This window comes from Rhodoferax sp. GW821-FHT02C08, from assembly GCF_059421805.1.
Genome location: NZ_JBWKVR010000004.1, coordinates 238,696 through 251,664, shown reverse-complemented (window position 1 = coordinate 251,664; position 12,969 = coordinate 238,696). Strand labels below are relative to the sequence as shown.

Annotated in this window: 8 protein-coding genes; 3 read left to right on the top strand and 5 right to left on the bottom strand. The window is 57.9% G+C overall.

Annotation, left to right across the window (positions count from 1 at the left end; genetic code table 11):
• The first annotated feature begins 69 nt into the window (after positions 1-69).
• The gene (locus AC07VY_RS06855; RefSeq protein ID WP_495096911.1) at positions 70-1,413 is read left to right on the top strand and encodes an ATP-binding protein; all 1,344 of its coding nucleotides are present in this window, start codon (positions 70-72) and stop codon (positions 1,411-1,413) included.
• Here AC07VY_RS06855 and ispF read toward each other — a convergent pair.
• Together ispF and ispD are read right to left on the bottom strand one after the other, a co-directional pair.
• Positions 1,402-1,875 (bottom strand): 2-C-methyl-D-erythritol 2,4-cyclodiphosphate synthase, encoded by a 474-nt coding sequence (ispF, locus tag AC07VY_RS06850; protein WP_495096757.1) that lies wholly within the window; start codon positions 1,873-1,875, stop codon positions 1,402-1,404. The two genes, AC07VY_RS06855 and ispF, sit on opposite strands and share 12 nt — an antisense overlap.
• Positions 1,875-2,609, bottom strand: coding sequence for a 2-C-methyl-D-erythritol 4-phosphate cytidylyltransferase (gene ispD / locus AC07VY_RS06845; protein WP_495096758.1), 735 nt, complete (start codon positions 2,607-2,609; stop codon positions 1,875-1,877). The genes ispF and ispD overlap by 1 nt, the downstream gene beginning before the upstream one ends.
• Positions 2,610-2,691: 82 nt before the next feature.
• Here ispD and mfd point away from each other — a divergent pair, with 82 nt between their 5' ends.
• A complete protein-coding gene (mfd, locus tag AC07VY_RS06840; RefSeq protein WP_495096759.1) occupies positions 2,692-6,174 on the top strand; it encodes a transcription-repair coupling factor in 3,483 nt (1,160 codons plus the stop codon).
• Between the two features lie 103 nt (positions 6,175-6,277).
• A complete protein-coding gene (gene tssA / locus AC07VY_RS06835) occupies positions 6,278-7,339 on the top strand; it encodes a type VI secretion system protein TssA (RefSeq protein ID WP_495076125.1) in 1,062 nt (353 codons plus the stop codon).
• A gap of 27 nt (positions 7,340-7,366) precedes the next feature.
• Here tssA and AC07VY_RS06830 read toward each other — a convergent pair whose 3' ends face one another.
• Genes AC07VY_RS06830 through tssM form a run of 3 tightly spaced genes read right to left on the bottom strand, consistent with a single transcriptional unit; the run spans position 7,367 to position 12,952 of the window.
• Positions 7,367-8,143 (bottom strand): OmpA family protein, encoded by a 777-nt coding sequence (locus tag AC07VY_RS06830; protein ID WP_495076320.1) that lies wholly within the window; start codon positions 8,141-8,143, stop codon positions 7,367-7,369.
• A gap of 4 nt (positions 8,144-8,147) precedes the next feature.
• Positions 8,148-9,134, bottom strand: coding sequence for a type VI secretion system-associated protein TagF (gene tagF, locus AC07VY_RS06825; protein WP_495096760.1), 987 nt, complete (start codon positions 9,132-9,134; stop codon positions 8,148-8,150).
• Positions 9,131-12,952, bottom strand: coding sequence for a type VI secretion system membrane subunit TssM (tssM, locus tag AC07VY_RS06820; RefSeq protein WP_495096912.1), 3,822 nt, complete (start codon positions 12,950-12,952; stop codon positions 9,131-9,133). Before tssM ends, tagF begins: the two co-directional genes overlap by 4 nt.
• Positions 12,953-12,969 lie beyond the last annotated feature (17 nt).

Here is a 12,969-nt window from a genome sequence, read left to right as displayed (position 1 = left end):
AACCAGATTGATGCCAGTGCTCCTGCGCCGCTGGAAACGCGCACCAAAAAGTCACACCTGTCACGCCAGATGGTGGTCGTCAGCCTGTTCTGGCGTACCTTCTTTTTGTTGGCGGCGCTGCTCATGGGCAGCATGCTTGCTTGGCTGATGACACTGCGGGCGCTCGACTTTGCGCCACGTGCCATCCAGGCAGCGCAGCAGATCGCCTCACAAGTCAACCTTAGCCGCGCAGCACTGATGCATACCGACCCCATAGCCCGGGTGTCGTTAATCAAGGCCATGGCCGAACAAGAAGGTTTGCGCATCCTGCCGCGTGAACCGACCGACCAGTTCCAACCCTTTGACCACGACAGCCTGAGCGAACGCATCGCACAAGAACTCAAAAACCTGCTAGGCCCAGCGACTGTTGTAGCGCGCAGCGTGAACGGGGTTGAGGGTCTGTGGATAGGCTTTCAAATCAATGGCGACCCCAACTGGTTGCAGTTAGACCGTGAACGCTTCAATCCTGCCAGCAACAAAACCTGGCTGATCTGGCTGCTGACCATCGGCGGCCTATCCTTGGCTGGTGCCGCCCTGATTGCCCGCCTCATCAACCGCCCGTTGAAACAGTTGTCGTTCGCCACCAGCCGCGTGCGTGAAGGTGACTTTGACGCCAGCCACCTGGATGAGCGCGGCGTGACCGGTGAAATCCGCGAGGTGAATATCGGCTTCAACCGCATGGCGCAAAAGCTGGCCAAGATTGAACAGGACCGCGTGGTCATGCTAGCCGGCATATCGCATGATCTGCGCACGCCGCTGGCACGACTGCGCCTGGAAACCGAAATGAGCGTGGGCGACTACGACGCCCGTGAACATATGGTGGCCGACATCGAGCAACTGGATGCCATCATCGATAAATTCCTGGACTACGCACGCCCAGACCATGTGGAACTCAAAATGGTGTCGCTGAATGCGGTGATCGAGTCCAGCCTGTATGCCGTGCGCGAGTACGAGGATATGCGCATCAACCTCAATGTAGACGAGGCGTTGATGGTGCTGGCCGACGAGGTGGAACTGACACGTGTGATCTCCAACCTACTGGAGAACGCACGCCGCTACGGAAAATCCGAAGGCTCCGGCATTGCCGAAGTGGACATTGCCGCCAAATCACGTGATGACTGGGTACTGCTGAAGGTGCGCGACCACGGCCAGGGTGTAAACCCCGAACAATTGGACAACCTGCTGAAACCCTTCTTCCGGGGCGATGCTGCCCGTACCGCCGCCACTGGGGCCGGTCTGGGCTTGTCGATTGTGGACAAGGCCATACAGCGTATGGGTGGGGAGTTTGAATTGACCAATAGCTCTTCGGGCGGTCTGGCCGCCCATATCAAATTGCAAAGGGCCAACAAACCCAGGATATCTTCAGTACAGTAGTACGACGGCCCGGGCCTCGATGCTCTGCCCCAGGCCCACTGGCCCCATCTTTTCAGCCGTCTTGGCCTTGATGTTGATCTGATCCAATTCCAGCCCCAGCGCCGCAGCAATGCGTTCACGCATGGCTGGAATGTGCGGCATCATTTTCGGCGCCTGGGCAATGATGGTGCTGTCGATATTGCCAATGCGATAACCCTTGGCCTGCACACGGCGCACAGCCTCGACCAGCAACACCATAGAGTCGGCACCTTTGTATTGCGGGTCGGTATCTGAAAAATGTGTGCCGATGTCGCCCAGCGCAGCGGCGCCCAGTACCGCATCGGTGATGGCATGCAGCAAGGCATCTGCATCCGAATGGCCCAGCAGCCCCATGGTGTGGGGGATTTCAACGCCACCCAATATCAGCTTACGCCCAGCTACCAGGGCGTGGACGTCCCAGCCCTCTCCAATCCGAAACTGCATTAAAAACTCCTGGAAGATAAACGACTGCGCAGCACAGCCTCAGCCAGCGCAAAGTCGTCAGGGTACGTTACCTTGAAATTCTGGGCACTGCCCGGCACCAGTTTGGGCGCCAGGCCCATGGACTCCATGGCACTGGACTCGTCCGTCACCTCGGCCCCAGCGGACTGCAGCGCCTGTGACAACATGCCAATGCGAAACATCTGCGGGGTTTGAGCCAACCATTTATCGCTACGCGGCAAAGTGCTCGCCACACGCCCCTGGTCTTCGCTTTTCAGTGTGTCGGCCAATTTGTGCGCCAGCAAGCCTCCCACGGCATCCGATTCACAGGCATCAATCAGTGCATTGATTTGCGCCGGAGTGATGAGGCAGCGCGCAGCGTCGTGTACCAGCACCCAGTCATGGCCTTGAGCGCCTTGCTCAAACAGATCGTGCAAGCCATTGAAAACCGATTCGGCCCGGGTCGCGCCACCGCAATCAGACACCACACAGGTTGAACTTTGGTGCTCAAAAAAGTCGTCCCCCATCGCCACCACCACCAGCACATCGGTAATCCGTGGCACGCTGGCAAAGGCAGCCAGGGTGTGCATCACCATAGGCTGGCCAGCGACAAGCTGGTACTGCTTAGGGGTTGGCGCGGCACCGGCTACAAGGGCTCTGCTGCCCATACCAGCACAAGGAATCAGGGCAAAAAAACGGGGTACTGCAGGTAGGGTATCGGTAGACATTGCCTGCATTCTAAAATCAGCCCTATCCACACCCCCCGCCCTCGTGCCGGGGGGTGTTTTTGCATTCCAGAATCAAACCCTATTGCAGCCCATGGACCTCCCCAAACTCACCCCCGGCAAACGCTATACCCTGCCCCGCCCCCAAGGCTCGGCCGACGCGGTGCTGCTGGCCCAGCTGGCTCGGCGGGAAAAGGCCAAGGGCTCGCTGACGGCGATCTTCACCTCGGACGCCAGCGACGCCCAGCGGCTGATGGAAGAAATCGTCTTCTTTGCGCCGAGTCTGCGCTGCGCGATGTTCCCCGACTGGGAAACCCTGCCTTACGACACGTTTTCGCCGCACCAGGACCTGATCAGCGAGCGCCTGGCCACGCTATGGCGCATCAGCCAGCGCGACAAGGACACTGGCGCCGACGTGGTCATCGTGCCGGCCACCACCGCGCTGTACCGGCTGGCGCCGCCCAGCTTCATGGCTGGCTACACCTTCCAGTTCAAGACCAAGCAGAAGCTGAACGAAGCCAAGTTGAAGGCCCAGTTGACCCTGGCCGGCTACAGCCACGTGACCCAGGTGGTCAGCCCCGGCGAATACGCGGTGCGCGGCGGCCTGATCGACCTGTTCCCCATGGGCAGCGCCGTGCCCTACCGTGTCGACCTGTTCGACGACGAGATCGACAGCATCCGCACCTTCGACCCCGACAGCCAGCGCAGCCTGTACCCGGTGCCCGAAGTGCGCCTGCTGCCGGGCCGCGAGTTCCCCATGGACGACGACGCCCGCGCCAAGTTCCGCAGCCGCTGGCGCGAACTGCTGGACGGCGACCCGACCAAGAGCCGCATCTACAAGGACATGGGCCATGGCGTGGCCACCGCCGGCATCGAGTACTACCTGCCACTGTTCTTTGAAGACACGGCCACGGTGTTCGACTACATCGGTGCCGATGCCACCGTGGTGCTGCACGGCGACCTGGAGCCATCGATCCTGCGCTTCTGGCAAGACACCAAAGAGCGCTACCGCCTGGTGCAAGGCGATATCGACCGCCCCGCCCTGCCGCCCGAGGCCTTATTCCTGGGCACCGAGCAGTTCTACGCGCTGACGAACCAGCACGCCCAGCTGGCCCTGCGCACGGTGGAAAGCAGCAGCGACACCGGCTTTGAAGCCCTGCCGGTGCTGTCGGTGGCGCGCGGCGCCGAAGACCCGCTGACCCAGTTGAAGATGCACATCCAGCGCACGCCGCACCGCGTGCTGCTGCTGGCCGAAAGCAATGGCCGGCGCGAAAGCCTGCTGGACCTGCTGCGTGCCAGCCAGGTAAACCCGCCGGCCTTCGACTCGCTGGAAGACTTCCAGACCAGCAGCGAAAAAGTCGGCATCGCCACCGCCGCGCTAAATACCGGTTTCAGCTGGTTGGCCGAGGCCATCGACTTCGTCACCGAAACCGAGCTGTTCGCCGCCGGCCCGACCACGCGCCGCCGCAAGAAGCAGGAACAGGTCAGCGATGTCGAAGCGCTGATCAAGGACCTGAGCGAGCTGAGCCTGGGCGACCCGGTGGTCCACTCGGCCCACGGTATTGGCCGCTACAAAGGCCTGGTTCACCTGGACCTGGGCCAGGGCAAGAACGCCGACGGCACCCCGGTTTTGCAAGAATTTCTATTCCTGGAATACGCCGACAAGGCCACGCTGTATGTGCCGGTCAGCCAGTTGCAGCACATCAGCCGCTACACCGGCGTCAGCGCCGACGAGGCGCCGCTGCACCGCCTCGGCTCGGGCCAATGGGAAAAGGCCAAGCGCAAGGCCGTCGAACAGGTACGCGATTCGGCCGCCGAGCTGCTCAACATCTACGCCCGCCGCGCGGCCCGCGAAGGCCATGCGTTCCGCTATTCGCCCAACGACTACGAGGTGTTTGCCAACGACTTCGGATTCGAAGAAACACCTGACCAGAAAGCCGCGATCCATGCCGTCATCCAGGACATGATCAGCCCGCGCCCCATGGACCGCCTGGTCTGCGGCGATGTCGGCTTCGGCAAGACCGAGGTAGCCCTGCGCGCCGCCTTCATCGCCATCACCGGCGGCAAGCAGGTAGCGCTGCTGGCGCCCACCACGCTGCTGGCCGAGCAGCACTACCAGACCCTGGTGGACCGTTTCGCCAAATGGCCGGTCAAGGTGGCCGAGGTATCGCGCTTCCGCTCGGGCAAGGAAATCACAGCCGCTCTCAAAGGCATAGCAGAAGGTGGTGTGGATATTGTGGTGGGCACGCATAAGCTGCTCAGTGAATCGACCAAGTTCGCGAACCTGGGCCTGCTGATCATCGACGAGGAGCACCGCTTTGGCGTGCGCCACAAAGAGCAGATGAAGGCGCTGCGAGCCGAAATCGACGTGCTGACCCTGACCGCCACGCCAATCCCGCGCACGCTGGGCATGGCACTCGAAGGCCTGCGTGACCTGAGCGTGATCGCCACCGCGCCCCAGCGCCGGCTGGCCATCAAGACCTTTGTGCGTTCCGAGAGCAATGGCGTAATCCGCGAGGCGGTGCTGCGCGAGCTCAAGCGCGGCGGCCAGGTCTACTTTCTGCACAACGAAGTCGAGACCATTGAGAACCGCCGGCAAAAGCTCGAAGAGCTGCTGCCCGAGGCCCGCATCGCCGTGGCCCACGGCCAGATGCCCGAGCGTCAGCTGGAATCGGTGATGCGCGACTTCGTGGCCCAGCGTTTCAACCTGCTGCTGTGCTCAACGATTATCGAGACCGGTATCGACGTGCCCAGTGCCAACACCATCGTCATGGCCCGGGCCGACAAGTTCGGCCTGGCCCAGCTGCACCAGTTGCGCGGCCGCGTGGGCCGCAGCCACCACCAGGCCTATGCCTATCTGATGGTGCCGGACCTGGAGGGCCTGACCAAGCAGGCCAGCCAGCGCCTGGACGCGATCCAGAAGATGGAAGAGCTGGGCTCTGGCTTCTACCTGGCGATGCACGATCTGGAAATCCGCGGCGCCGGCGAGGTGCTGGGCGAAAACCAGAGCGGCAATATGCTGGAAGTCGGCTTCCAGCTGTACAACGAGATGCTGAACGAAGCCGTGCGCTGCCTGAAAGCCGGCATCGAGCCCGATCTGCTAAGCCCGCTCAGCGTCACGACGGAAATCAACCTGCACGCCCCGGCCCTACTGCCGAACGACTACTGCGGCGATGTGCACCTGCGGCTCAGCTTCTACAAAAAGCTGGCCACGGCCAAGACCACCGACCAGATCGACGCACTGCTGGAAGAAATCGTCGACCGCTTCGGCAAACTGCCTGCCCAGGCGCAGACCCTGATCGACGGCCACCGCCTGCGGGTGCTGGCGCGGCCCTATGGCGTAGTCAAGGTCGATGCGGCGCCCGGCGTGATCAACATCACCTTCAAGACCAATCCGCCGATCGAACCCATGCGCATCATCGAGCTGATCCAGAAGAACAAGCACATCAAGCTGGCTGGCAACGAAAAGCTGCGCATTGAACGCGAACTGCCCGAGCCCAAAGACCGCGCGCAGATGGTGCGAGATGTGTTGCGTAGCCTGGGGCAGCCCATCCAGGTGGAAGCGGTCGCTTCTTAGGTCATGCGTCACATATAAAAGCGACCAGAAGCCGAGATAATCAAAAGTCCATTGCGCCCCAAGCCAGGGGCTTAACTCTCCAATGTCAGGAGCCCTTAAAAGCATGTCGGCCGTCAGCTCGCTTCTTCAACCTATCAGCGATGCACACCCTTGCGGTGAGGATCTTTCTTTCTCCCCAGAACTGGATGCCATTGCACAAGCACGCCGCTTTGACGACCCCACTCTGGACCAGGGTGAGTGGGTTACCACGCTCAAAGAAGCGGATTGGAATGCTGTAGTGCAACTTTGTACTTCGCTGCTCTCCACCAGAAGCAAAGATCTACGGTTGGCTGTATGGTTTACCGAAGCAAGCGCTAAAACCCAACGCTTTCGTGGCTTGGGCGATGGTTTCAGCCTGATTAGCGGCCTATGTGATAGCTATTGGGCCGACATACACCCTCTGGCCGAAGATGACGACCAGGACATACGGGTTGGCAACCTGAGTTGGATTCTGGCGCGTGCGGTACCGCTGCTACGCGAGATGCCGCTGACCGAAGGCAAGGACTCGGCGTTTTCCCTGGCTGATTTTGAATCAGCACGCACACGCGCCGTGCAGGCCGAAAAAATCATCGCTGCAGGTGGACGTCCGGAAGAAGGCTTAAAGCTGGCCACCTTAGAAGCAGCTCGGCACAAAAGCTCGCGCAAATTTTACGAGGAGCTGCTTGCCGATTCGCAGTACTGCCTGGACGCGTTGCAGCAAATGGAAAAGTCGGTCGATGCACGCCTTGGCATGGATGGCCCGACGTTCTCTGCTGCAAAGAATAGCCTGGACCAGGTAATGCGCACCATCGCCCGCTTTGCGGCCGATATCGGCATCCAAGCCGCCCCTACTGAAGAAGCTGAAACCGCAGTAACCGAGCCGCTACCTACTACTACAACTCTCGCCACTATGCGCAATGGCCCCATACAGAACCGGACCCAGGCTTTAGCACAACTACGTGCAGTGGCAGAATTCTTTAGGCAAACGGAACCCCATAGCCCTGTTGCCTATCTGGCAGAAAAGGCTGCACACTGGGGTGACTTGCCCTTGCATGCCTGGCTGAAAACAGTCATCAAAGACAGCGCATCCATGGCGCATATCGAAGAACTGCTGGGTTTGCAGATGCCGCCCGCCGATGGGCACTAAGAACCTCATCGGCTGAAGCGTTACTGTTTACTGCGCAATTCGGAATTCGATGCGCCGATTGCGGGCACGACCGTCGGTCGTATCGTTGCTGGCTACGGGTCGGTCGGGGCCTTGCCCCGAGGTGGATAGCAGCGCGACATTGATACCCTTAGATCCCAGATAAATTTTTACCGCGTCTGCACGCGCCTGGCTTAATGCCAGATTGCTGGCCCGCAGCCCCTTGTCATCAGTATGGCCGATGATTTCTACCTTGCGGTCCTTGAGTTTTTGCAAGGCAAGAGCCATCTCGTCCAGAATGGTCTTACCAGCAGGCGTCAGTGTCGTCTGGCCGCTTTCGAACTCCACAATCCGGTTGGCCAAAGTACTATCCAAAATGCCCTGTTCCGACGCCGATACGCGCAGTCCATTGTTGACGGTATAGGTCGGATTGAGGCTGGTGGCAATCGCACTGGCTACCTGTTGACGCTGTGCTTCGTTCGCCACTTCGCCATGCACGCTGACGGCCGTACCGTCAATCTTGAGCTGACCACGGCTGACCAGCTTGAGATTGGGGCCGATAATTTTCTGCACATAAGTACTCCAATTGGCAGGGGACACGACAGAACCGATAGCAATTTGGTCCACCACCTTATCTGCACCATATAACTCGCGCAGTCGTGCCAACACACTGGATTTGGTAGCTTCGTCCGGCACCGTGCCAGCAGCCAAAACCTGACCAGGATTTGGCGTAACGACAGGAGGAGCCACTGTTTGCGCGCCGATCCAGCTCGGAATCAAAAAAAGAAAAAACCACAGGCGACGCATGGCATCAAGCTCCCAAAAACGCTTCACGAAACGAATCGTGTGCGGACTTCAAAGACAGATTCGGCAAAGATAAATAGCTGGACAGCTTCTTCAAGCCATAGTCAGCAGCCAACTGCTCTTCAATCCAGTCGGCAGAATCAAAAGCAATATGCTGTTCACTACCAACCTGGGGGTCCAACACCGCATGCAAGGTGCGAGCGGATGCACCGCCAAAACCTAGAACCATGCTTGGGTTCCCATGGATTTGGGTTAAAAACAAAGCCAGCTCGAAATCAGCACGCTGTAAAAACGGGACAATCAAATGCATCCAGAAAGTTGCCACCAATGGCCGATATATGGGATCGCTTGGCAACGGCAAAACCAGGCTTTTATCCAAACGGCTGGAGCTACTGGCCATGACAGGCTGCAATAACAAACCCAGGGCCAGAATCAGCTGACGGGCATTACCAGCGAAGCCAGAACGTGCGAGCAAACTGTCCAAAGCACCAATAGTTTGCATCTCCAGAAAATCAGCAAAGGCTGCGTCATACCCTGCGGTATTCAGCTCCAGATCCACGGTCGCAGTCGCCAGGCTCTGCAGAGATGCAGCAGGATCCTGAGACGACGTAGCGTTCTCAGTTAAAGACTCCAGACGCGTCCACAATCTGGACAAGATCAGTGGGCTACGTTTGACAAAGGCAGACGGGTCTTCAATATCCATCGTGCCCATTGTCAGAAATGGAAAGCGCCGTTGCGCTTGATCGGTGCTGGCCCGTAAATGCCCTGCAACAGCCCGCTTGCTGCGCGGGCCCATGAAAACAAAGTGCAATGGCGGCACTGCGTCGTAGATGATCTTCCAGCGTGGATCTACAGACAACAGCTCCATTGATTGGGCCAGCCAATCGTCCAGCAAGCCGATGAGCGCACTATTGTCTGCAGCTTTGACAAAGTCTCCACGTGAAGGCAGCTTTCCAAAGTAACCCACTTTGGTGGGAGTGGCAGCGCTGCTCATTGCGAGGCTCCCACAGTGCTAGAAGCAACAGGCACCGGTAGGTTCACAGCCTGAACCGGGTCAGCAGGAGCCGCCGTACCGCCCGCAATGGCTTCGGGCAACTTCATCCCACGCAGGGTAGGCGTACTTCCGCCTTTGTCTGAGGTTGCGCCGGAGACCTGCGAGCTACTGATAATTTTCAGGTCCATCGCCACTGCCACTGAGCCATTACTCCAGCCCAATTCAAATACGCCACCATCTTTGCGCTTGCGGGTCGCAGAATTAATCAGCCGCTCCAAACCAAAACGGCCAGGCTGGTTGGCCACCTCCACGGTACGTCCATCAAACGTCACCGCCGTGATCTTGGCACCGGGCACACCTTGCGCATTGGGCCACACGAAATTGGTCCATTGGGCCTGGGTATTACGGTACCGCAACATCTGGCCGTCGATCTCCACTGTGTATTCCGTCGTACCAGGCGCTGGCAAGGGTTGTATCTGGAACACGGTTTGCGGATCTGAGGCTCCACCAGCCTGCGTTGCTGCGCCTGCCGCAGCCTGCGGAGCAACCCAGCCTGCGAAATTTGCCGAGACAGACGGCAACAAGTTGATCCCCATATTGGCCCAGGTCTTGGGCGCCAAGGTATCGCCACGCCTCACCACCAATGGCCCCATGGAAGTAGTTACAAATTTGGCTATGGCGCCATCGGCACCAAAGATCGCTCCGATCTCGGCGCTATTTGCTTCGATTTTGGAGTCCACAGTGAATGGGTACTTTCCTGCCAAGGTCTTTTGGAAGGGTTCGTACACCTGCGCCAGCCAAACCTTGTTCATTTCAGCCTCTGTAGGCTTAACGATGACCGCGAAAGCCTGGATCAGCGGTCGCACCAGCAAGGGACGAATAGCTTGCTTCTGTGCATCGCTCATGCCGGTAAGCATCTGTTCATCTACATACTTCAACCCATCCGACAGTTCGGAACTGCTGCCTTCCAGGGTCTGTTGCATCAATTGCTTTGCTCCAGGTCCCGTATCTCCCTGGTTCTTGATCTGGTTGAAGCGGGTACGTAGCTTGGATAGAGTTTCCATATAGCCGCGCATTAGCGATGCATCCTTATCCTTAACGACCACCAACTTGGCCACGCCCGCAAACTCCTTGCCTACAGGCCCCAAAGGAATTTCTGCGCCAGTGGCTCCCATATTGAGGTTGACGTTTACAGGTACCGGCGCTTGCCCCAGCACCGTCTGCTTGAACCAATCGATGACTCCCGACTGGGCGTTCTTGAGGCCTGCGTTGACCAAGGACGGGTTATCCCAAGATGTCTCCTGGTAAACCGTTGTCACAATCTTGTTGATGGGCGAGGTAACGGGGTCACCCAGTCGATTCATTGCCGTGACTGCAGACTCAAAACTATTCAGGTCGACCACCGCCACACCTTGTACAAACTTCTGCCACTCTTTGGCGTATTCGGTCTTGTATTGGTTGACCAAGGCCTTCTGAATTTGCTCGGGGCTGCCCTCCAGGGTTAAATCGTCTTTGGATGCCGTCTTCAGCACCCAGTCACTACTTTGCAGTTCCTTGTTGGCGGCATCCTTGAAAGCTTCTTCGATGTACTTTTCCCAGGCATCGCGTGTGAAGGTTCCGGGAATGACGTAGCTCCCCAGCACCAATTCCTTGTCTTGATCTCCGACAAGGCGGGCCACGGTGACACTGGGAAAGCGGGTGGACGCGCGCGCCTTGACCTCGGCATATACCCGATCCCGTGCTGGCATGCCACGTACCACACGCCGCAGGCTCTCACGGGTCTGGTCCACCAAAGTCAGTTTGTTATCCATCACAGGCCAAGATGGGTCGTTGATCTGTTCCAAGGAAAAACTGATCAAGCGCTCTGCGCTACGAATAAGCTGCTCTCGGGGCATATTGCCGCGATTACTCTCCAGCCAACCGCGCCAGAAGCGGGTGATCTGGTCATTCAAATGGCCCGTTTCCGCTCGCGACTTGTCTCCCAACATCAAGTAAGTTTTGAGTGCGTTGTAAGCGTCTTCCACACTGGCAGGCGAGACGTCCTTGTATTGTTGTGAACTTTGTGCAGCTCCTGCCTGCTTGTCTGTGGTGGACACGTTGGCAAACTGGGGAGGACGTGACATCGGCTCCAATTTGTCGGCGCCAGCATTGACCTCGCTGAGATAGACCTCGATATTCGCTGCTACCGGATTCAGCATGACTTCCTTGATGCCGGCGTAGTACTCCTCGCGCAGCTTGCGTTCCAGCAGGTCCCCCTGGTACAGCCCTAGACCAACTGACAAAGGCTGGCTTGCGTGAAGCTTGCTGAGCTGCTCGATCCGATCTTGCAAAATTTCCAAAGCCTCGAATCGCGACTGCAGATCCAACCGTTTGTCTTGCAGCTTTACCACCTTGTCCAGATCTGCCTGTACATTCGCGGCGAGCTGTTTGTTACCCACATAGGACCAGCTCCAGCCGCCCAATGCCAGGCCAACCAAAGCTGTTGCAACAAAGAACGCGACATAACGCATGCGTGTCTTGGCAGGGCTGGCATATTGCGCAACCAATTGCTTATCCGCAAAGATCACCTGTTTAAACAAATTCAGCAAGAAGAAACCATGCTGTGACCGCACTTCGGTCTGTTCTTGAGGGCGCAACTGCAAACCAAACCGTTCGGCAATGCGCTGCGCCGAGGAGCCAGAGGCACTCCCCTCTTGCAAGGCACTCGTGAAATAGAAGCCACGGAATACGGGCTTGAATTGGTAAGGATTTTCCTCAAACAAAGTGGTGATGAAGGATCGTAAAACCCCCTTGATAGAAGAAAACTCCAAGGGAAAAGTCAGCACGCCCGCGGGCAGGCGTTCACCCCGACTCATGGACATACTGGCCAAACTCATATCCTTCAAACCATCATGCAATTCGTCAAACCGGGTATCAAAGAAATTGACGATCTCCTGGCCGCTGCTATAGCGTGCATAAGGCATGGTGGCACCCCAAACACGCTCACTTTCAGACAGCTCGCTACCGGCAAAGAACTCATTGAATCCAGTGATCAAATCCGCCTTGGTGAACATAACGTAGACCGGCGCAAACACCTCCAGTCTCTCGGTCAACTCCTGTACACGCGCACGTAAATTCTGCGCTAGCATAATCACGGCTTCTGGCCTGCTGCCAACCAACTCGGCAATGCTTACCGCCATGATGATGCCGTTAATAGGCGCCTGCTTACGGTTTTTCTTCAGCAGGCTCAGAAAGCTAAACCACTCCGCACGGTCTTCGTCATACACCGAATACCGCCCAGCCGTGTCCAGCAATATGCCATCTGTCGTGAAAAACCAATCGCAATTGCGTGTACCGCCCAGGCCCTGAATGATCTTGCCGTGCTTGTCTGCCAACGGAAACTGCAAGCCTGAATTGACGATTGCCGTACTTTTACCAGCTGCCGGATTGCCAATCACCATGTACCAGGGCAGCTCATATAAAGCAGCAGCGCCCGAGCGCAAACCCAGCTTGGATGTCTTAATGGTGTTGATCGCATCCAGCATGCGCTTGCGGATAAGCTCAACTTCATCACGCTGGAAATTGCTGCTTTTAGACACCGATTTATCAGCCTGGCTTTCCAGCATATCGCCTAGCTGTCCGGCTGCTCGCTTGGCGCGCCAGCGCTTGAAAAGCTGAAAAGCCAGCCATAGACCAAGCGCCACCAAAAACAAACCGACCGCCCAAATTGCTGCCAGCTGCATCGTACTGGCACCCAAAAACAAGAAGCCCGCCAGTGCGGCGAACCCAATTACCACCAACGTGTTCGTGTTGGTCAAAAACTGCCAGATTCGTTGCATGTTGTAGTCAATGTCAT

What these genes read in the sequence shown, in the direction of transcription:
- AC07VY_RS06855 (WP_495096911.1), top strand. Translation starts at nt 70, where the DNA reads ATGGTGGTCGTCAGCCTGTTCTGGCGTACCTTCTTTTTGTTGGCGGCG.
- ispF (WP_495096757.1), bottom strand. Translation starts at nt 1,875, where the DNA reads ATGCAGTTTCGGATTGGAGAGGGCTGGGACGTCCACGCCCTGGTAGCT.
- ispD (WP_495096758.1), bottom strand. Translation starts at nt 2,609, where the DNA reads ATGCAGGCAATGTCTACCGATACCCTACCTGCAGTACCCCGTTTTTTT.
- mfd (WP_495096759.1), top strand. Translation starts at nt 2,692, where the DNA reads ATGGACCTCCCCAAACTCACCCCCGGCAAACGCTATACCCTGCCCCGC.
- tssA (WP_495076125.1), top strand. Translation starts at nt 6,278, where the DNA reads ATGTCGGCCGTCAGCTCGCTTCTTCAACCTATCAGCGATGCACACCCT.
- AC07VY_RS06830 (WP_495076320.1), bottom strand. Translation starts at nt 8,143, where the DNA reads ATGCGTCGCCTGTGGTTTTTTCTTTTTTTGATTCCGAGCTGGATCGGC.
- tagF (WP_495096760.1), bottom strand. Translation starts at nt 9,134, where the DNA reads ATGAGCAGCGCTGCCACTCCCACCAAAGTGGGTTACTTTGGAAAGCTG.
- tssM (WP_495096912.1), bottom strand. Translation starts at nt 12,952, where the DNA reads ATGCAACGAATCTGGCAGTTTTTGACCAACACGAACACGTTGGTGGTA.